The 19,094-nt window shown below is 70.4% G+C and carries 18 protein-coding genes; 13 read left to right on the forward strand and 5 right to left on the reverse strand.

The features are described from left to right. The first annotated feature begins 239 nt into the window (after positions 1-239). The 8 genes from C3492_RS35305 (at position 240) to C3492_RS35350 (ending at position 8,770) form a co-directional block, all read left to right on the forward strand. Positions 240-773 (forward strand): hypothetical protein, encoded by a 534-nt coding sequence (locus tag C3492_RS35305; protein WP_103816729.1) that lies wholly within the window; start codon positions 240-242, stop codon positions 771-773. Between the two features lie 85 nt (positions 774-858). Further along, positions 859-1,194: a hypothetical protein gene (locus tag C3492_RS35310; protein ID WP_103816730.1), complete on the forward strand. Its 336-nt coding sequence runs from the start codon at positions 859-861 to the stop codon at positions 1,192-1,194. Between the two features lie 89 nt (positions 1,195-1,283). Next, positions 1,284-1,868 (forward strand): hypothetical protein, encoded by a 585-nt coding sequence (locus tag C3492_RS35315; RefSeq protein WP_103816731.1) that lies wholly within the window; start codon positions 1,284-1,286, stop codon positions 1,866-1,868. An 86-nt stretch (positions 1,869-1,954) separates the two neighbouring features. Next, positions 1,955-2,374 carry a hypothetical protein gene (locus C3492_RS35320; RefSeq protein ID WP_103816732.1) on the forward strand — a complete coding sequence of 140 codons (420 nt, stop codon included), beginning with the start codon at positions 1,955-1,957 and terminating at the stop codon, positions 2,372-2,374. 102 nt (positions 2,375-2,476) lie between these two features. After that, a complete protein-coding gene (locus C3492_RS35325; RefSeq protein WP_103816733.1) occupies positions 2,477-3,079 on the forward strand; it encodes a hypothetical protein in 603 nt (200 codons plus the stop codon). Between the two features lie 253 nt (positions 3,080-3,332). Continuing rightward, complete coding sequence (locus C3492_RS35330; RefSeq protein ID WP_103816734.1) at positions 3,333-3,932, forward strand: hypothetical protein; 600 nt, start codon at positions 3,333-3,335, stop codon at positions 3,930-3,932. A gap of 208 nt (positions 3,933-4,140) precedes the next feature. Then, positions 4,141-6,684: a DUF6248 family natural product biosynthesis protein gene (locus tag C3492_RS44910; RefSeq protein WP_181140710.1), complete on the forward strand. Its 2,544-nt coding sequence runs from the start codon at positions 4,141-4,143 to the stop codon at positions 6,682-6,684. 427 nt (positions 6,685-7,111) lie between these two features. Then, a complete protein-coding gene (locus tag C3492_RS35350) occupies positions 7,112-8,770 on the forward strand; it encodes a hypothetical protein (protein ID WP_181140711.1) in 1,659 nt (552 codons plus the stop codon). Positions 8,771-9,127: 357 nt separating this feature from the next. On the opposite strand, the gene C3492_RS35355 is transcribed toward C3492_RS35350, so the two are convergent. Next, positions 9,128-9,490 (reverse strand): hypothetical protein, encoded by a 363-nt coding sequence (locus tag C3492_RS35355; protein ID WP_146075744.1) that lies wholly within the window; start codon positions 9,488-9,490, stop codon positions 9,128-9,130. A 327-nt stretch (positions 9,491-9,817) separates the two neighbouring features. Between C3492_RS35355 and C3492_RS35360 the strand changes: the two genes are divergently transcribed. From C3492_RS35360 to C3492_RS35370, 3 genes are read left to right on the forward strand one after another with little or no spacing between them, the layout of a single operon-like run. Beyond that, entirely contained in the window at positions 9,818-10,159 is a 342-nt protein-coding gene (locus tag C3492_RS35360; protein ID WP_181140712.1) for a MobC family plasmid mobilization relaxosome protein, read from the forward strand. Next, positions 10,159-11,925: a relaxase/mobilization nuclease domain-containing protein gene (locus C3492_RS35365; protein WP_146075745.1), complete on the forward strand. Its 1,767-nt coding sequence runs from the start codon at positions 10,159-10,161 to the stop codon at positions 11,923-11,925. The genes C3492_RS35360 and C3492_RS35365 overlap by 1 nt, the downstream gene beginning before the upstream one ends. A 17-nt stretch (positions 11,926-11,942) precedes the next feature. Beyond that, a complete protein-coding gene (locus C3492_RS35370; protein ID WP_146075746.1) occupies positions 11,943-13,061 on the forward strand; it encodes a hypothetical protein in 1,119 nt (372 codons plus the stop codon). A 54-nt stretch (positions 13,062-13,115) separates the two neighbouring features. Here the strand turns inward: C3492_RS35370 and C3492_RS44915 are convergent, their stop codons facing one another. Continuing rightward, the gene (locus C3492_RS44915; RefSeq protein WP_181140713.1) at positions 13,116-13,253 is read right to left on the reverse strand and encodes a hypothetical protein; all 138 of its coding nucleotides are present in this window, start codon (positions 13,251-13,253) and stop codon (positions 13,116-13,118) included. A gap of 36 nt (positions 13,254-13,289) precedes the next feature. Here C3492_RS44915 and C3492_RS35375 point away from each other — a divergent pair, with 36 nt between their 5' ends. Further along, positions 13,290-15,092: an acyl-CoA dehydrogenase gene (locus tag C3492_RS35375; RefSeq protein WP_103816741.1), complete on the forward strand. Its 1,803-nt coding sequence runs from the start codon at positions 13,290-13,292 to the stop codon at positions 15,090-15,092. A gap of 35 nt (positions 15,093-15,127) precedes the next feature. On the opposite strand, the gene C3492_RS35380 is transcribed toward C3492_RS35375, so the two are convergent. Beyond that, the gene (locus C3492_RS35380; protein WP_103816742.1) at positions 15,128-15,766 is read right to left on the reverse strand and encodes a hypothetical protein; all 639 of its coding nucleotides are present in this window, start codon (positions 15,764-15,766) and stop codon (positions 15,128-15,130) included. A 34-nt stretch (positions 15,767-15,800) separates the two neighbouring features. Next, positions 15,801-16,535, reverse strand: a complete 735-nt coding sequence (locus C3492_RS35385; RefSeq protein ID WP_103816743.1) for a sulfotransferase — start codon at positions 16,533-16,535, stop codon at positions 15,801-15,803. Between the two features lie 464 nt (positions 16,536-16,999). Between C3492_RS35385 and C3492_RS35390 the strand changes: the two genes are divergently transcribed. Then, positions 17,000-18,193, forward strand: a complete 1,194-nt coding sequence (locus tag C3492_RS35390; protein WP_103816744.1) for a cytochrome P450 — start codon at positions 17,000-17,002, stop codon at positions 18,191-18,193. Positions 18,194-18,275: 82 nt separating this feature from the next. Here C3492_RS35390 and C3492_RS35395 read toward each other — a convergent pair whose 3' ends face one another. Further along, complete coding sequence (locus C3492_RS35395) at positions 18,276-19,049, reverse strand: TetR/AcrR family transcriptional regulator (protein ID WP_258056071.1); 774 nt, start codon at positions 19,047-19,049, stop codon at positions 18,276-18,278. Positions 19,050-19,094: the final 45 nt, after the last annotated feature.

Genomic DNA, 19,094 nt, shown 5'->3' on the forward strand with positions numbered 1-19,094 from the left:
GACCCGGCCTGTGGTCGGCTAACGCCTGCCCGACCGAGGAGGGAGCCCCCCGGGCGGGGCGGCCGTACTGCGTCTCCATGCCGGGCGCGGCCCCGGAAAAAGGCCGTCTGATCTGCGCTTTCGACTTGACGTGGAGCTCAAAACTTGATTGAATTAGCAGTGTCGGAAGGGGGCGGGAATCCCCGGAAGGCACCGGACCTGCGGTCCACACCGAAGAACCTCAACGAAAGGGAAAGAGCATGACTGGAGCACTGGACGACGGCCCCGTCTTCGTTGACGACACCCCGGCCATCCCCGCGAACGTCGCCGAGCAGGCGCGACCGGCGTGGGAGCTGTACCAGAAGACTCCCGGCGCCACCCAGATTGCGGAGTTGATCACGGATCTGCTGCACCTGGCCGACAAGATCGAGCGTCCGGGCGGCGCCGAGCGCGCCATCGAGGAGGCTGTGGCCGAGTACCGGCGCGATCGGGCGCGGTACCTGGAGTTCATGGTCGAGCGGGTCAAGCGGGGCCGGTCCGCCACCGCCCCGAAGCTCCCGGTGTACCTGGGTCAGTTCCGTCCCGCGGGCCAGGACTGGATCACCATCGCCGAGGGCTACGAGACGGCCGAGCGTATCGACGTCGCGGGCTGCCTCACGGTCCAGATGCAGAAGGCCGACTTCCGGACCGGCGAGATCCGGGCGCACGTGGAGGACCTGGCTCGCGGCGCGGTCCTGACCGCCGATAACGGCACCGCATTCCGCGTCATCGAGAACCCGGCCCGCCAGGGCTGACCCTCACCCCTGCGGGGTGGACGGGGCGGGAATCCCGCCCACCCCGCCGGATCCACCACCGAGAACCTCAACGAAAGGCACCATCGTGGACTTCACCCTCGCGGACTTCGAGAACCTCGACCGCATCCCGCTGGACGGCACGAACGCGGTACTGCGGCCGGTGTTCGACCCGGTCCTGCGGACCTTCGCCGTCCAGCTGTGGGAGGGCGACGGTGAACCCAAGGGCATCCACGGCCTGGTGGAGGTCTTCCAGTACGCCGACGAGCCGCTGGAGGCGATCGACGCCTTCCTTGCCGAGCACGGTGTCCGTGCCCTCACCGGCGATGAGGCGGTGCTGCTCTACGCCGGTCTCGTCCAGGCCAAGGGCGGCCCGGACTGGCTGATCCTCCAGATGGACATCACCACAGCTCTGCAAGCCTGACCGGTTACGACTCCTCAGGCGGGCGGGGGCGGGAATCCCCGCCCGCCTGCGGGCCCCGGCCACCGAAACGCCTCAACAAGGAGCACGTCATGAGCAGCGCCGCCGCCCCGACCCCCGCTTACCGCGTGGATCTCCACAAGAGCCCCGCCGTCTACCTCGTGATCGTCGACGACCGCGACCCCGGCTGGGCCGAGCGCCGCAAGGAAGACTGGCATCCCAGGCGGCGCGTGGTGTACGTCGAGCGCCAGGCCGACCACCCGGCGGAGCGGCGGGCCCAGTGGGAGGAGCTGACCGGCTCCTGCCTGGACGCCGAATCCGAGTCGCTGAGCGTGCAGACCTACACCGCAGTCAGCCACGCGCACGCCGCCTCCCTCGCCCGCCGCGAGTACACCCTGTCCAGCGCCGTCGCCCGCATGGGCGAGGTGATCGCCACGCACCTGGAGGACGGCGGTAGCGGATGGGTCGCGATCCGCCTCACGGACGGCGGCAGCGACGGCGAGCTGTACGGCGACTACGAGGACGCCTGGACCGCCCAGGAGCACCCCGAACGCTGCACGTACTTCCCGATCTCCCCGCTGACGCCGTGGACGCCCCGCATGTGCGAGGAGCACCTGGAGTTCACGACCCACCTGCGGCACGGGTGCATGGTCTACGGCCGTCCGACCTGCCGCTGACCCGCAGCCGCCGGTGACGCGGGCGGGGCGGGAATCCCGCCCGCGTCACCGGCCCGACACCGATCAACCTCAACGAAAGGCCAGTCATGACCGGCTTCCACCAGAACCTCTCTGACGACCGGGCGATCACGGCCCCCCTCACCCAGCTCCGCGCCGCAGGGGTCCACTGCCTGCCCGGCTGGGACCGCAGCGCCGAATACGTTGCCGTCCCGCTCGCCGACGGTGCGACGCTCCGCTTCACCGGCACCACCCTGCCCGACGACGACGGGATGAGCGACGACGTCAGCATCGAGCACCCGGTCCGGGCCCACGAGAGCTGGCGGGCAGAGGTTGCCCACCCCGTTGACGGCACGACCGAGCTGTACGACTCCGCGGACCGCCCGCTTCCCTTCGACCAGGACACGGCAGCCCTCGTCGCCGCCATCCTCCAGCGCCTTCCCCGGCATGGCGGCAGCGTGCCCGCGGAAGACCCGGCGGAGGCCGGAAACGCCCAGTCCGGCGATTGATCTGCGGCCACCGTCCGGTGACGCGGGCGAGTGGCGGGAATCCCCGCCCGCGTCACCAGGCCAGCAGCCCGACACCGATCAACCTCAACGAAAGGCACGAGCATGACCACCACGACCCTGGCTTTCCGGCTCGGCACCCCTGACTGGGAGCGCCGCTACCCCGTCCTGATCGGCGAGAACACCGTGATCGGCGCGGTTTTCCGCTGGCACCGCGACTGGCTCACCCTCACCAGCGAGGGCGAGCGCAACCTTGGCCGTCCGGAGAAGGGCCGCCGCGGCGTCCGCCAGGCGGCCGCGCAGGCGGCGGCCGCGCAGGTGGCCGCCGAGTACGCGGCCGGTCGGATCACGGCCCTGACCCTCTCGGACGTGACGGCCGCCGTGCCGGTGCTGGACGGCGACGTGCCGCTGCTGCACCCCCGGATGCCGCAGACCCCCCGCAACATCGAGACCGCACAGCAGGTCATGGCGGCGCTGACGCTGCACCGCTGGAAGCCCTACACCGGTTTTCCCGGCAGCGACAACCCGTGGTGGCAGGAGTGCGAGCTGTGCGGCTGGCAGGGTCCGCGCTACTGGTCGCACCAGCGCGGCCGCAACGGCGAACTGCCCAGCACCTACCGGCACCCGGCGTCCGCCGAGTTCGAGGCGCCCGCCGGGTGCGTCGGTGACGCCAAGGTCCGCGAGCTGATCGCCGCCTACAGCCGGTAGCTCCGCCCCGTCGCTCGCCCGGCCAGCCGGGCCCGGATCATCCCGGGCCCGGCTGGCCACTGGCCGTGGGGATGCCGCCTCACGGCCAACGAGCCGGCGGGGCGCCGGCCGCAGACGCAAGGCGGCCGACGGGGCGCAAAAGCGTGGGAATCCCGTCGGCCGCAAGGCCCGGCCACCGAAGGCCCTCAACAGGCCGTCAACCGAGCACGCCAACATGGTAGACGCGTTCCGCACACACCGAGGAGCAGGACTGATGAAGACCATCGACGGACGGTCGTACGCCACCCGGGCCGAACTGTCCGAGCGAGCCGGGTACAAGGGCGACGCCACCCTGCGCGCCCTGTGGGCGGACCGCGAGGACAACGGGCACCCGCCCGCCCGCAGGATTGACCGCGTCCTGTACTGGGACCTGGAGGAGTGGGAGCGCTGGTTCACCGCGTACCAGCGGCAGCGCAACGGCGTCGACTACAGCGGCAACCCCGACGAGGAGCTGCCCCCCGCCGACCAGGCGAAGGTGCTCGGGATCGACGTCAGCGCGATCAGTCACTACCGCGACAACCCGCCGCCCGGGTGGCCCGCCCCCGTGCGCACCGAGGAGCTGGAGAGCGGCCGGGTGCGCGAGTACCGCACCCGGCGCCAACTGTGGGAGTACGCCGACTCCCGCCCGCGGGCCGGAGCGGCCGGCCGCCCGCAGACGAAGGGGCCGGACCCCCGGGTCGCCCTGGCGGTCGAGGCCCTGGCCGCCGAGCCCGGCCGGAAGGCGGGGGAGACCGCCAAAGCCCTCGCCGAGCAGTACGGAGGCCACTGGACCACCTGGAGAGCAGCCGTCACCGAGGCCCGCAGGCAGGGCTGACCGGCGGCCGGAACGTGCCCGGCCAGCCCCGCCTCGAACGGGCGGACGCTGGCCGTCGGTGTGGCCGCGAGAAGGACGAGAAACCAGCCCTGATCTGCGATTTCACCTTGACCTACACCCCAAAACTTGATTGAATTAGCAGTGTCAGACGGGGCGGGAATCCCGGACTGACGCCACCGAGAAGCCTCAACGATCAAGGACGGACCACATGGACGAGACCGCACCGGAGGAGCCGACCCCGCAGACCTGCCTCCGGGTGGCCCGCGAGGCCGCAGCCCTCGCCGTCGCCGCGGCGGACGAGGCGATGAACGCTGTGTGCCGCAGCCGCTCCGGCAACACGGCCCGGCTGGAAGAGGTCATGCACGCGGCGCACCGGGAGGCCACCGAAGCCGAGGGGCACGCCGCCCGGGCGGAGCAGTGGGCGGCCGACCCGGAGATGCGGGACAGCGCGCTGCGCCACTGCGCCCGCGGCGCCGTCGACCACGCCGTGCGCGCCCAGGAGACGGCCGGGGTTGAGGTGACGGCCGCCGTCCTGCGGCCCGCCCTGGAGCGCAGGCTCACCGCCCAGGAGTACGCCGAGCTGGAGAGCGAGCGGCGCCGCGCGGAGGCCGAGCAGGAGGCCGCCGAGCGGGCCGCCACCGGCATGGACAGCGACAACCGTCACTTGGCCCGGATGAACGCCTACCTCGCCGAGAGCGCCGTGCCCATGCTCGGGTGGACCGTCGGGCACGTCCGGGTGCTGGAGGCGGCGGAGAGCGGCCGCCTGTACTGGCGCGACGGACAGGCCCGGCAGGCCGCCGTGCACGGCGTGTGGAGCGGCGGCCGCAGGGTTCACCGGGAGCGGACGCAGGATCTGCGCACCGCTGGGTTCCTCACCGCGGTCGCCGGTCCCGACGGCGTCGAGGTGCTCGTGCCCACTCCGATGGGGCAGGTCGCCCTGGAGCTCGCGCGGCTGCACCCGGCGGGCCTGTACGACAGCGACACGGCGGCATATGAGGCCCGCTACGCCCGCGTCGCGAAGCAGTACAAGCGCATGGACGACAAGAAGGCCGCCGCCCGCCGTCTGCCCGCCCTGGAGTACGGCGCGGTGGGCCGGTACCGGCGGCCGGTGACGCTCGCCGAGCAGGAGGCGCGCGCCGAGCGCGAGGCCGCCGAGCAGTGGGAGGACGAGGGCGGCTACTGCCCCGGCGTCCCGACCCCCGCGCCCGCAGTCGAGGACACCGCCCGATGCCCCTGCTGCGGACTGCACAAGGCCACCGTGGCCGGTGTCCTCACCCCGCACAAGCCCACCCGCACCGCGGACGAGGACTGCCCCGGCAGCGGACTGCGCCCCGGCGCCGAGACGCCTCGCCCGGCCGCCGAACCCCGGGCCAAGGACGCGCCGGCGGCAGCCGCCGAGCCCGCGCCCGCACCGGGTGCGGACGAGCTTCCCTGGCCCCCCGGGGTGCGGCTGGTATCGCTGATGTCCACCCGCTACCGGGACTGGTGGGGGCTGGAGTGCGGCCGGTGCGTGCCCGGCGTCAGCGCCCCGCTGCCCGGCAAGTGGGACGACAAAGGCGACGCCCGGATCGCCGCCTACGCGCACTACGACGAGGCCCACCGCCCGGCCGACGACGTGCTCACCGAGCAGGAGATCGCCGAGGTGGAGCGCTGGCCGCTGTCGGACGCTCAGCGCACCGTGCTGCACTGGGCCGAGCACTTCGAACTGCGGGAGTACGACGACGGGTTCTGGGCCCTGGACTGCGTCCCGGACCGCTGGGACGTCAACAAGCGCGTGGCTCGCGCGCGGGTGACCGGACTGTGGGCGGCCGGGCTGCTGGACGTGCACCTGGACAGCTCCGGCCGTCGCCTCGCGCCGTCGCAGACGGGGCGCCGGGTGGCCCGGATGCTGTGGCGCGCTGAGCGCCAGGGCGTAGCCGAGCCCGCAGCGAAGGACGCCAAGCTCGCCCCGCTCCCCAAGCGCAGCAACGGCTACCCGCTGCAGTCCGAGGGGCGCCGCTTCAAGGGAGAGGAGCGGCCCGCCGCCGCCCCGGCCCCGGCCCAGCCCGCACCCGTCCCTGCGGCCGCCGAGCCGACGCCGCCAGCGGTGGCGACAGTGGCGGCGGTGCGCGCCGACCAGCCCCTGCTGCGGCGCCTGTTCGCCCCACGCGCCGCCTGCGAGCAGCGACCCCAGCACGGCGTCCACACGGTCATCCGGCGCCCCCAGCGCACCCTCACGCCGGAAGAACGCGAAGTCGTACGGGGCACGGCGCTGTTGAACCTGCAAGGCGCCCTGATCATGGGCATCACCGACCCGGTGCCCAACGCGTCGCCGATGCCGGAGGAGGCGGGTGCGTGGGTGCGCGAGCACGTGTGGCCTGCGCACTTCCAGGCGATCGAGCGCAAGTACCCGTGGGGGTTCCACCGGTGGAGCATGTGCGAGCGGGGCACCTGCTGGAACTGCCTGTCCGGGCGGTGCGACATCTGCGTCCACCGGCAGAAGGGCGGCCCGGACGTCGACGGCAACTGGGACTCGGTGACCAACCATCAGGGGCGCACTGTCGCCCGGCTCATCCTGCGGCCCGACGGCGAGCCGTGCGTGTGGTGGTGCCGCTGTGCGTGCCCCAAGGACGGCCCCGCTCCGGCCCGTCCGGCAGCGAAGGTGAAGCCCGCTCCGGCCGCGCCGCCGGCGGCGCCCGCACTCGCTCCGGTACCGGCCGCGACGCCGGTCCGGACACCGGAGGCGGGCGCGCTGCAAGCCGCCTTGTGGTGACGCGGGGGGCGCTGCCCCCCACACCCCCGGCCCTCTCTCGGAGGGGGCGGGGGGACGCAGGCCGACCTCGCGGTGAGTGGGTGGGGCGTGGGGGTGGGCGGCCGGGGGGGCTCCCTCCCCGGTCGGGCACCCGGAGGGGACCACAGCCCGGGCCGGGCCGCCAGGCCGAGCCGCCTGCGGCGGTCGCCTTCGGCGAGCCTGGCACCCCGACCCGGCCCGCGGTCGGCTGACGCCTGCCCGACCGAGGAGGGAGCCCCCCGACCGGGGCGGTCGTACGGCGTCCCGACGCCGGAGCGGAAAACGGCGTGTGACCTGCACAAACACCTTGACCCACCCCTCAAAACTTGATTGAATTAGCAGTGTCGGATGGGGCGGGAATCCCGGACCGGCACCCACCGAAGACCTCAACGACAAGGACCAGGGGTACATGATCGAGACCGAACCGGAGGAGCGCACGGCACTGCCCGAGTGGCTTGCCGACGTGGCGGAGGACCTGGCGGAGGACGCGGCGGCCCTCCGCCAGGCGGCCGGACATCCGGACCTGATCGAGTGCCGCCGCACGGCCGATCTGCTCGTCGACTTCGCCCAGGCTCACGGGAGCGACGAGGCCGCAGGGTGGGCACTGGACGCCATGCTCCGCGTCATCCAGTGCGCGTACGCCGTCGTGGACGGTGAGACTGGGGAAGCCGCCGAGTGTGGCCGCGCAGCCAAGGGCGAACGCGCCGCGATGACGCTCGACCGTCTGGAGTCCGAGGACACCGCCGACCGGCTCGTGGCCCTGGACCGGGAGACCTACGAGCTGTTGCAGTGGTACGCGGCCCCGTGGCCAGTGGAGTGGCTGTTCCCGCCGGCGAAGGACGACCAGGGCCGCCCGCGCCGCCCCCGGATCGTGGTCCTCTTCACCGGTCCGGGCGGACTGACGCACGGCATCCTGCGCATCCTGCGCGCCAATGTCGACATCGTCGGCGTCGACCTGGACCGTGGGGCCGTGGCGACGTCGACGGCCGCCGGGTACCGCACCATCCACGCCGACGTCACCGACCTGGACCCCGAGCACCCGTGCCTCCAACACGTCACCGGGATCGCGCTCACCCCGCCGTGCCAGGCGTACAACCCGTCCGGCCTGCGCAAGGGCCACTACGCGGGCGCGATCGCGCTGATCGAGCACACCGTTCTGGAGGCCGCCGCGGCCGCCGGGTTCTGCCCGGTCGTCACCCCCGACGGTGGCGATGTGGCGCCCGGCTGCGAGGACGGCTACGCGCCCCGCTCCCGGATGACGTGGGACGAGGTCCGTGAGCCGCTGGAGCAACTGGAGGACGCCCGTGCCGGACTGATGGCGGAGGTTGTAATCTGGCCCCTGGCAATGCTTGCCCGCGGCGGCAGCGTGGAGTGGGTCGCCGTCGAGCAGTCGAGCGCCCTGCCCGCCCGGATTGAAGCCGCGCTGATGGACCGGCTGAGCGAGGCCGGATGGCACACCACCGAGGCGTTCACGCTGGACGCGGTCGACTACGGCTCCGCCTCCCACCGCAAGCGCCGCCTGATGGCCGCCTACCGTGGCGAGCGCCCGTTCGTCGACCTGACGCCCGCCGAGCCGTTCCCCGACACGACGTTTGCTCAGGTCGTGGGGTGGCCCACCGGCCGCACCTACCTGACGCGCGGGAATCGCCCCGTGGACCCGGTCACCGGCCGCGCCAAGGGCGGCAGCGCCCGCAGCGCCGACCTACCGTCGACGTGCGTGACGGCGACCGCCTACGGCTGGACGTGCGCTGAGACCGGCGAGCGGATCTCGCAGGAGGACATCGGCCGCCTGGTCGGCTTCCCGGCTGACTACCCGTGGCGCCACGTCGGCCGCGGCCGCGGCGTGCGGAACATGGCCCAGCAGGCCGCCGACGTCGTCTGCCCGATGGTGTCGGCGGCACTGTTCGGACGCATCCTCGGAGACCGCCAGTGGGAGGCCAAGACGCGGGCGTACGTCGAGGAGCTGTACCGCCCGGTGGAGGTCGAGGAGGGCGGGCAGATGCTCCTGCAGATACTGTTCTCGCCGCGCATCTCGGCGCAGAACACCGGCCGGTCGACCGTCGCCTGACGGCCACACGGAAGGGCCCCGGAGATCCCGGGGCCCTTCCGTGTGCAGCGGGTCTGTGCCCCCGCCGACCCGCACCCGCCCACGGCGTCCGCCGACCCGGAGCCCAGGGCGCCGACCCTTTTCCTCCCCCCTCCCCGCAAGGCCCTTCCCCAGGCCGGGGGACGGAGTGTCAAGGTGGAGCGCCCGCACCGCAGGCGTGTCCGTGAGGAACGAACGGACACGGCGAGGAGCGGACGTACGACCTTGACGCGGAGGAGTCCGGCCGGACACTGGATCGGCCGGGGAGGGAGTGATCACGACGAAGGGCCCCGCGCAGCGGGGCCCTTTCTCTGCGTTGCTGGTCAGTCGGAGGCGGTGCTAAGCGACGCCGACGGTCGTGGACGAGTCGCCTTGCGACGGGATGGCTCCCGCCGGCGATGCCGTCTCCGGCACCGCTCCAGAGGACTGTCCGTCGGTCTTCTTCACCGACGACCGCGACCGCTTCGAGCGAACCCGGGGACGCTTCACCGGCTCGTCCGCGCCCAGCTTCGCCAGTTCCTCCGGCGTCCACCCAGCCGCTTCAGCATCGACGTACGCCTTGCCGTACGGCACATCGAGTTCGGCGAGCTGGTCCAGCAAGGCGCTCCGCCTGGCCAGAACTTCCACCAGGGGACCCACGGCCGCTTCCCGGCGTTCCTGGAGTGCCCTCAACCTCTGCAAGATCACATCTGCGCTCGGCATGCGGTGATCGTAACCACCGACATCCCGGCGGCCGACCGAAATACCTGTGCAGTACCGCAGGTGACAGCAGCTTTGACCGCACGTCACGACTACCCCGCGCCTTATGAGGAGACAGTAAGCGCCGGAAGCGAGTTATTGGTTACTGATATCAGTAACCGGGACTTCGGCTGAGCACCGTAAGGTGGTCAGCCGAAGATCATGTCCGGGCACGGACCGGTAGCAGGGGAGGCCGTCGTGGTCGAGTCAGTGGCAACGGACGGTCAGCGGCGCCCTCCAGTGCGACGCCGCGAACGCGAAGCCGGCGGCCGACGCTCCAACCGATTTCTGGTGTCCTACAACGACGCCGAACTGACGATCGTCCGCACCGCTGCTGAGCGAGACAACCAGGCACTCGCGTCCTGGGTCGGCAGCGCCGCCCTGGACGTGGCGACGGAGAAGGTCATTCCGGTGTCGGCCGATACCAAGGACGTTTTGCAGGAGCTGATCCAGTCGCGCGGACAGCTGCGCCGCATCGGCAACAACCTCAACCAGATCGCGCATGTCCTCAACTCCCATGGTGAGGTGACCGATGCTCAGGTGAGGGCGGTGCTGGAGTATGTCCAGGCGGCGGTGCGCCGGGTGGACGAGGCCACGCTGCAGCTGATGCGTGAGCGGCGGCCGCGGCTGTGATGCCGAAGAAGGCCCGCGACGGCAACGACACCTCGGGGCTGCTGCACTACCTGTACGGACCGGGCAAGCGGGACGAGCATGTCGATCCTCACCTGGTGGCCGCCTGGGACCCCAACATCGAGGACCCGGCGCGCTCGCCGGGCATGACTCTCACCGACCTCGCGCTGATCCTGGACGCCCCCGTGTACGCCCTACCCGGCAGAAAGCCGGACCGGCACGTCTACCACGTGGCGGTGCGCAATCCGCCGGAGGACCGGACGCTGACGGATGCGGAATGGGCGCGGGTGGCACGCGAGCTGATGCACGCCGCCGGCATCGACCCGCACGGTGATGACCAGGCCTGCCGGTGGGTGGCCGTCCGGCACGCCGACGATCACATTCACATCGTGGCGACCCGGGCCCGGCAGGACGGACGGCAACCCGACATCAGCTGGGACATCGTGAAGATGCATGAGGTCGCCCGCCGCTTCGAGGTCGAATTCGGGCTGCGCCGACTCACCCACGGCGACGGCACCGCACGGAAGTGGCCGCGCACCGGGGAGGCGGAGAAGGCTACCCGCCGTGGCCTGCACGAGGCCGCCCGCGAGACATTGCAGCGCTTCGCTCGTGAGGCAGCTGCGGCCGCCACGAGCGAAGCTGATTTCTTCGCCAGGCTCGACGCGGCCGGGCTGCGGGTGAAGCAGCGGATTGCCCCGGATGGGCGCGTCACCGGTTACTCGGTGGCGCTGCCCGGCGACCGTGACGGACGCCAGCAACCGGTCTGGTTCTCTGGCTCGCGGCTGGCTGCGGACCTGTCACTGCCCCGCGTGCGCGAGCGGTGGCAGAAGACTTCAGTCACCCAACCGTTGTCGCCGGCGGAGGCCTGGAAGGTGGCAGAGGTCAAGGTGCGGCAGGCGGCCGCCTACCTCGGGGCACGAGGGCTGCACCAAGGCGCCGGGGACGTCGCCGCGCTCGGCGACCTGGTCGTGATTGCCGCAGTCGTCGCGCCCCGCTCGGTGCGAGATCAGCTTCGCAATGCAGCGCGTGAGTTCGAGCGGGCCTCTCGGGCTCCGGCTGCGCGGAGTCTGGAGGGCCAGGCACGCGCGCTGTACCGCGAGTCGACACAGGTGCTGTCGAAGTCGGTGGCGGCCGCGGGCCGTAGCGACACGGTTGCCGTGCTCGGTTTCCTGCTCGCCCTGATGACGGCGGTGGAGGCCTCTCGGAGGTGGCATGAAGCGCAGGAGCACCGGGCCCAGGCGCACGCCGCCGGACGGGCCGGGAGACTGCTGCGCGAGGCGGTTGAGGTCACGGCGGGCGTGGCCGCGGCTCGCAGGTTCAAGCCGCGCCGGCGGAAGACGTCCGCTGACCCGGGCGGGCCCAGGCGGCGCCAGGCGGTCGCGGGTGACCGGCTGATGGCAGGTGTCCTTCAGCAGGCAGTCCCCGAGCACGCTCACCAGATCATGGCTGACTCGGCATGGCCAGCTCTGCGGGCTCGCCTGGCAGAGGTTGAGAAGGCCGGCGACGACCCGGCCGACGCGCTTGCAGCGGTAGCCGCTCAGCGGGAGTTGAACTCTGCGGACTCGGTTGCTGAGGTGCTTGTATGGCGGCTGGACGGCTGGAGGCGGCGGCGAGGTTCGGCGGCCTCCGCCTCTGGAAGTCGCACAGCTACCGCGCCAGCGGGTACGGGGCGAGCCGACCGGGGCCGCAGGCAGGGAACGCCCTCGCCGGGCCGACGGATGTCCGGCGAGGAACAGCAGCGTAAGGACGGCCCGAGTCGAGGCCGCTAACGAGGGGAGAACACGACATGGCGACACCTGCGGGGGAGTCGTTCAGCGAAGCAACCGGAGAGGCAGTGCAGACCGCTGCCGCGGCGGTACGTCTGGTCCTGGCCATCGCGGACGCTACGCGACGCCACGAGCAGCGCAGGCTGCTAGGGCAGGAGAGGGACTGGCCGAAGCGGGCGGTGGGTGAGGTAAGCGAAGACGTCAAGCGTCTGCTGCCGCCCGACGTCTCCGCGGCTCTCATGGAGGAGGTTGATTGGCCGTTTCGGGCGCAGGAGTTGCTGGCGCTGCGCGAGGCGGGCGTCGACCTGGGAGAGTTCCTGCCGCGTCTCGGTGAGATCGCCGTTAGCGTGCGGGATCAGGTAGCGGCTAAGTCCCGGGAGACGCCTAGTTCACGGTGGGAGCGGGTCGTGCGCGAGACCCTGCCGGCGGGGCCGGTGCGCGAGGCGCTCGTGTCGGCTCCGGGCTGGCCGGAGCTGGCGTTGGCGATGGACAATTTGGAGGGGCGAGGCGTCAACGTGCGCGAGGTCCTGGCGGCCGCGTATGACGAGGCTCTCGGCGTCGCCCAGGTGGTGGCGGCGGGGCTCGGTGCTTCGGTGGAACCTGCGGTGAGTCAGGATGCCCAGGAGTCCTACGGACCACTGACCACGGGGCTCGACATTCCCAGGAACCTGAATCTGTCCAACCGCGTCAGGGCTCTCCAGCAGCTCGCCATCTCGCCATCGGACAACCAGCGCTATGCCCGGTGGGTCATGGAAGCGATGGCTGGCCGTGACCGCGAGGCCAACCTGCTGCTGTCAGCCCGGAAGTGGCCGTTGGTGGCCTACCGGATGGCCAAGATGGAGGCCGAGGGAAAGCCGGTGCGGGAACACCTGAAGCACCTGTTGACGGATACCTCGTGGGCAGCCGGGCCAGACGGGCAGCTTGGGGCCCGTCTGGTGCAGGCCGCCGCTGAGGCGCTGCGCCGACCTGTCGGTCACGCTCAGCCGGTGAAGGCCGTCAACACCGCAGCTGCGCGGGCGACGTCGACCACCGTGGACCCTACTGGGCCGCAGGCGGCGAAGGGCGCGACGCCTGCTGAGCCGGCGGTCACCGCGCACAGGCAGGCAATGTCCGCGTCCAAGAGCGGCAAGACCCGATAGCCGTTCCGTCGGCATCCGTGTGCCGCAGGCGTGACAAGGATCTGCGGCACACGGTCAGGTGATCACCGTTGGAGCAGTCCTGCCCGGTAGCGTGGAATACGGCGCCAGACTGGCCGTGTAGCCGATGTTGATCAGCGGCACCAGGTGGGCATCTTCCACACCCTGCACGCAGTGAATCGTGTTGATCATCATGCTGTGCGGGATGATCGATTCCGCTAATTTTCGACCGTGACTGCTTCGCAACCTCCCTCGATACGCGGGCTTTCTGTCGACTTCAGCCGCATCCTGTTCGGTCCCCAGGCAGATCAGATCCACGAGCCCTGGAGGCGCCTGTTCAGCGATCCGCAGTTCAGCTTCCGGGAAGGCCTGACTCCGCAGGAGCGAACGGCGCTGTCCTATGAGCGCTTGCACCTGATCAACGAGGCGATAGCCGACCCTGTCGCTTTCGCGTCCGACATCGAGGCCCTCACGGCGATGCACGAGTGGGCTGGTGTCGTGGACGCGGGCATGGCGACCATCGCGAGCATTCACTGGAACCTGCACATAGGCAGCCTCCTGGACCACGACCACGATGGGCGTGATCTATCCCTGTACGCCCGTATGGAGCGGATCGGGACTTTCCTGTGCACCGAACTGGACCACGGCAATGACGCGGCTGCGATCGAGACCACCGCGACGTGGGAGGCGGGCGGCTTCACGCTGAACACTCCGACGCCCGGGGCCTGCAAGTGGATGCCGAATACGTCCTCCGTCGGGGGCGCCAAGACCGCTGTGGTGGCGGCCCGCCTGGTGGTGGACGACATCGACCGCGGCGTCTTCCTGTTCCTGACTCCGCTGACTGACAACGATGGCAGTCACTACCCGGGTATCGAGGTGCAGCCACTGCCGCAGACGGCGAGCGCTCCGGTCGACCACTGCGCCACCGCGTTCCGTGACGTGCGGTTGCCCTTCGAAGCTCTGCTGCAGGGGGAGCACGGTCGGCTGTCGCGCGACGGCACGTTCAGCAGCGCGCTGGGCAATCCGCGTAAGCGATTCCTGCGGTCAATCAGCCGCGTCCATTCGGGCAAGTTGTGCATGGCCGCCTACAGCCTGGGCGTGGCACGTCATGCCCTGGCGGTCGCGATGAGGTACTCGTACCGGCGCCTCACCTCGGGGATGACGACCGGGCGCAAGGTGCCCCTCATCGAACACCGCAGCCATCACGCCCCGCTGCTGTCCGCCGTAGCGACGACGTACGCGGCAACGCTGCTGCACCGCAGCGTGGTCCGGCAGTGGGCCAGCTGTGCGGACGCGGAGCAAGCTGACATCGAGCGTCTGGCAGCCATCAGCAAGGCGTGGATTACCTGGCAGGCCCGGGCCGTGATGACGGAATGCCGTGAGCGCTGCGGCGCGCAGGGCCTCCTCCTAGCCAATGGCATCGCGTACCAGCTGGCCGCGAATGAAGGCACGGTCACCGCAGAGGGCGACAATCGCGTGATCTGGGTGAAGGCGGCCGGCGAGATGCTGATGGGAGGGTTCACCCCGAAGCCCGCCTCGGAGGTACCCGCGGCCGGCCGGTCACTGGATGAGTCCGCCTTCTTGCAGGACCTGTTGACGGACATCGAGCGAATCTGGCACAGCAGGGCCCGCAGTCGGTTGCGCAGCGGCCGCCGCGGCAACCCTCTCGCACGGTGGAACGGGACGGTGACACCCGCCCTGAGCCTGGTCGAGGCTCACGTCCACCGCCTGGCAGCGGAGGCCCTGCTGAACGCTGTCGACCAGGCCTCCGATCCGCGGGCCCGAGAGGTGCTCCGGCATCTGCACCGCCTCTTCGCGTTGCGCCAGGTGAAGGCCCACAGCGGCGACCTGCTCGCCGACGGCAGTCTCACCGCGGATCACGTTCGCCGCCTGCCCGATGTGGAGGAGGTGACCATGGAGGCGCTGCTGCCTCACGCCACGGAACTGACCGACGGCTTCGGCGCCTTGGAGTCGTGCATGGCGGAGCACCCGATGCTGTGCCAGGCGGGAGACCACCAGATGGTGCCCGCGTAGCCCGGTCACCGCTTCGCTCCGCCGCGCCCCTTTACTCAGACCGCGTACAGCGAGCGGTGCGTGGTGTAGGTGAACCTGTCGCCGGCACTGAGCGCGTGGACGACCTTCTCGCAGTACGCCCAGTACTCCTGCTCCTGCTGGGCGTTCAGCGCCATCATCTTCACCGGGCCCGCCGGGGCTGCCTGACGGATGCCAGCCAGCAGGTGCGGGGGCGCTTGCAGGGACAGGACCCGCAGGACACGGCGTAGGCAGTCCACGAGGTCCACCCCCTCGCCGCCGTCAGGGCCGCTGCCGGACTCGTTGATCTCACGCAGTATGTCAGCCAGCGGGTTGGACCACCCATCGAGCTGTGCTTGCCGCAGCATCGTGTAGCAGGCCTCAAGACGGCGCACCCGGTCACCGGCTTCCACGGCGTACAGCCTCGTCAGGCGCTGGCCCGCTACGCCCTCCAGGACGTAGTCCTCTTCCTCGAAAGCGGCCTCCGGCACGTGGGCGCGGAATCGCAGCGGGAGCATCTGTTCGATCTCGCCCCAGCTGTCGTAGGCGTCCCGGACCGTCCGCATCTGCGAGTCGGTCAGTTCCGTGGTGTACCAGTACTGCAAGGAGTAGAAGAGAGGCTGCTCCAGCGGTATGAAGCAGGACTTGAAGACCGGGTCGTCCGGGATCAAGAACACGGCTCCTCCAGCGGTATCGGGCGAAGATTCATGGTCAACTCGTCGACGCGCCATCGAAGAGGAGGGTCACAAGGCGGACACTGGCGGCTTCGGCCACCATGACGCGCACGTGCCCGTCCCCCTTCCGGGCATGACGCAAGGAACAGACACGCCCATTGAGGCCTGAGTCCGCCCGGGGCACTTCCCTCATCCGGGGGTCGTTGGCGAGGTCCGCGAGCAGGCGGCGGACGGCCGGCTCGGAGGGGTACTGGTAGCGCAGCAGACGGCACTCTTCGATGAGGTAGGGCGCCCACTCCTTCTCCCAGTGGGCGAGGGTGACACCTCGCGCATCCGGCGAGAGGAGTGCCCACCGCCAGAGGTTCTTCGGAGGGACACCACCGGCGAACATCTGGGCGAACGGTGCATTGTGGGCTATCAGCCGTCCGTCGGGCGTAAGGGCGCACATCATCTCTTGCTGGCCGTCGACCACGTGCCGCCAGTGCGGTGACGGTGCGACCGGCGGCAGCATTGGTTCCGACCTGAAGAGGTCAAGGTGTGCTACCCGCGTGTCATGCCTGCTGAAGCGAAGAACTTCGGTGATGCGGGTGAAAAGCTCCGGGGAAGGCCGCAGCCGCCCGCTTTCCACCTTCTGGTAGACACCGGCGCCACTTCCGAGGACTTCGTCGACGTCGGGCTGCCGCAACTTGGTCGAGCGCTGCCCACCTCGGCCGCCAGGACGGGGCTCCAGGCCCACCTCCGGCCGCGTCCGCATCGAGCGGTAGCGCCTCATCAGTTCCCGGTATTCGCGCGCTGGTCCGCGCCTCACAACTATCCCCCTGACTGCTCGATGAGCCCCGCCCCATACGCACTGACATTGCGCGCAGATCTCGTGCGCGCGGCTCTGGAACGTTGCTCCATCACCTGGTCTGAACGATGATCAGCATCCAACCATGCATGCGGTCTGTTCTGGTAGGCGTCACCGCCCCCCCACCGCTCGGCTCATCCATCCATAAGCCATGAAGCGGACACGCCCCCTGGACGGCCAGGTCAAGCCTCCCGCTCGACCGAGTGAACGGGTGGATGAATTAGCTAACTCTCCGTATCGAAAGACAGGTGATCTTCACTGTGAGTCTCACGCATGACGCCATACCGAATGCCGTACCAGGGGAGCGGTCGGTATTTACCTCGCCAGCACCAGCCGCCAGTTCCACGGACGGTAGCGACTCCGTAACGCCGCCTCCCGCATGCCCCTTCATGCTGCACGGCTCCCGGCCGGGCGGTCTCAGCAACGCCCAGGAGGGGCAGCGGCTGCGGAGCATGGGCCCAGCGCCGGCAGCTCAGCTCCCCGGTACGCGGGCGCGCGTCGTGGTCGACCACGGCCTCGCACAGAGGCTCACCGCCGGGTCGAACGTGAGCCGGGACGCTCGGGCGCACTGGCCGGACCTGGCCACCGCAGAGGGACTGATCGCCGCCTGGACCGGAACGCACAACGCCCTCAACAGCGAGGGAGCCGATCACACACGATTCAGGGCACCCATTGCCGCTGCCCTCTCGCGCCGCCGTGTGGAAGCGATGACGCCCGTGATCGAGGCCATCGTGACCGAAGCACTGACCGACCTGGACGCCGAGACGGGGGTGATCGATCTGGTGCAGGCCTACGCGCTGCGCATCCCCGCCCAGGTGATCGTGCGCCTGCTGGGCGTACCCGAGGCGGTCCTGACCGCCTTCCAGGGGGCCGCGGCCGTCTTGTTCGACACCGCGGCGAGCCCGGCCGAGGTCGACCATGCCAGGAGAACGCTGCTCGACCTGCTCGGGCAGATGGTGGACAGCAAGCGTCGCAGGCCCGGCGACGACCTAGTCAGCGACCTCGTCAGGGCCGCGGACGCATCCAGCGACGCCCTGTCCGATCAGGAACTGTGCGACCAGCTGATGCTGATCGTGATCGCGGGTACGGAGACCACCGTGCACGCCATCGGGACACTGCTGGTGCACCTGATGACGCACCCGCTTCAGCGGGCCCTCATCACCGACGGCACGGTCGAGCTGGAGGACGCGCTTGAGGAGAGTCTGCGACTGCAGCCCCCCGTCAGCTCGGTCCCCCTCCGCTTCGCTGTCAGAGACTTCACCGACTCGGTCACGGGCGAGGCCTTCACCCGTGGAGAGGCCATCCTGATCCACACCGCGGCGACCGGTCTCGACCCCCAGGTGCACGACGACCCGGAGGTCTTCGATGTGCGCCGGCCGACCTCCCGGCGGCACCTGGCATTCGGCAACGGTCCCCACTTCTGCCCCGGTGCACCCCTGGCCCGCCGCGAGGTGGTGACCGCTGTGGCCCAGTGGCTGGCAACCTTCCCCGACTCCCGGCTGGCCGTGGACCCGGACCAGCTGCACCTGGTGCCCTCGTTCATCTCGAACGGGTACCAGACCATCCCTGTCCACCTGCGGTAACCCACCGGACGTAAACGCCCAACGGGGCGGCAGCGAACCGCTCGCTGCCGCCCCGTGGCCGTGTTTGACCCGTCCCCGCGGCCTAGCCGCCCGACGCCTCCTGCCAGGCCAGGATCTCCGGGCTGTGCGGCAGAACTGCACTGAGGTACTCGGCGGCCCACGGCGACGTCTGCAGCAGCTCACGGCCCCGTTCGGCACGCATGTCCAGGCCCGCCAGCGCTGTCGGAGTCGCGATGCCAGACACGAAGTGAGCGTTCATCTCCGCGATCTTCCACGGCAGCGCCGCGTAGTCCCGCCGGCACATCAGGTCAACTCCTGTGTACGCCGCGACCCACACGAATGACGTCTGGTCGGGCCGCACGCCCGGCTGCAGCTCCTCCAGCCTCTTGGCCTCCTCCAGCAACTGGGTGACCCGCGGGATGTACTGGGACCAGAGGTAGCCGAACGTTTCCTCGTGATCCTGATCGGTCGCCAGCCGGGCAGCTGCTTTCACCACCGGGACCTGCGGTGTGAGCCACGCCAGAGTGATTGAGGCATCGACAACCGCCTGCAGGGGCCCCACCACCGGCGGGGTGTCGTCCATGGCGAAGCCCTCGGTGACGACGGCCACCGCTATCTGCTGCTTCGTCTTGAAGTGGTAGTAGAGGCCGCCCTTTTTCAGGCCGGTCCGATCCAAGATGTCCTGGATCGAGGTCTGCGAGTAGCCCTTCTCCGCGAAGAGGGCCGCCGCCGTATCGAGAATCTCTCCCCGCGTGGCCCTCCCACGAGCCTGCTGGGCAGGTTGCCGCTGCACTGTCACGTTCTCCATCTCCAAGGCGCTTTGCGGCCGGCGCGGGGCCCACCACTGCTTCACCACGATGCGCGATCTTCCTCTGGCCGGCTGAGCGCAGCGACGGTAGCC

The organism is Streptomyces sp. Ru62 (genome assembly GCF_002920615.1).
Lineage (GTDB): Bacteria > Actinomycetota > Actinomycetes > Streptomycetales > Streptomycetaceae > Streptomyces.

What these genes read in the sequence shown, in the direction of transcription:
- C3492_RS35350 (WP_181140711.1), top strand. Translation starts at nt 7,112, where the DNA reads ATGATCGAGACCGAACCGGAGGAGCGCACGGCACTGCCCGAGTGGCTT.
- C3492_RS35365 (WP_146075745.1), top strand. Translation starts at nt 10,159, where the DNA reads ATGCCGAAGAAGGCCCGCGACGGCAACGACACCTCGGGGCTGCTGCAC.
- C3492_RS35385 (WP_103816743.1), bottom strand. Translation starts at nt 16,535, where the DNA reads ATGAGGCGCTACCGCTCGATGCGGACGCGGCCGGAGGTGGGCCTGGAG.
- C3492_RS44910 (WP_181140710.1), top strand. Translation starts at nt 4,141, where the DNA reads ATGGACGAGACCGCACCGGAGGAGCCGACCCCGCAGACCTGCCTCCGG.
- C3492_RS35315 (WP_103816731.1), top strand. Translation starts at nt 1,284, where the DNA reads ATGAGCAGCGCCGCCGCCCCGACCCCCGCTTACCGCGTGGATCTCCAC.
- C3492_RS35370 (WP_146075746.1), top strand. Translation starts at nt 11,943, where the DNA reads ATGGCGACACCTGCGGGGGAGTCGTTCAGCGAAGCAACCGGAGAGGCA.
- C3492_RS44915 (WP_181140713.1), bottom strand. Translation starts at nt 13,253, where the DNA reads ATGATGATCAACACGATTCACTGCGTGCAGGGTGTGGAAGATGCCCAC.
- C3492_RS35390 (WP_103816744.1), top strand. Translation starts at nt 17,000, where the DNA reads ATGCTGCACGGCTCCCGGCCGGGCGGTCTCAGCAACGCCCAGGAGGGG.
- C3492_RS35330 (WP_103816734.1), top strand. Translation starts at nt 3,333, where the DNA reads ATGAAGACCATCGACGGACGGTCGTACGCCACCCGGGCCGAACTGTCC.
- C3492_RS35305 (WP_103816729.1), top strand. Translation starts at nt 240, where the DNA reads ATGACTGGAGCACTGGACGACGGCCCCGTCTTCGTTGACGACACCCCG.
- C3492_RS35320 (WP_103816732.1), top strand. Translation starts at nt 1,955, where the DNA reads ATGACCGGCTTCCACCAGAACCTCTCTGACGACCGGGCGATCACGGCC.
- C3492_RS35355 (WP_146075744.1), bottom strand. Translation starts at nt 9,490, where the DNA reads ATGCCGAGCGCAGATGTGATCTTGCAGAGGTTGAGGGCACTCCAGGAA.
- C3492_RS35325 (WP_103816733.1), top strand. Translation starts at nt 2,477, where the DNA reads ATGACCACCACGACCCTGGCTTTCCGGCTCGGCACCCCTGACTGGGAG.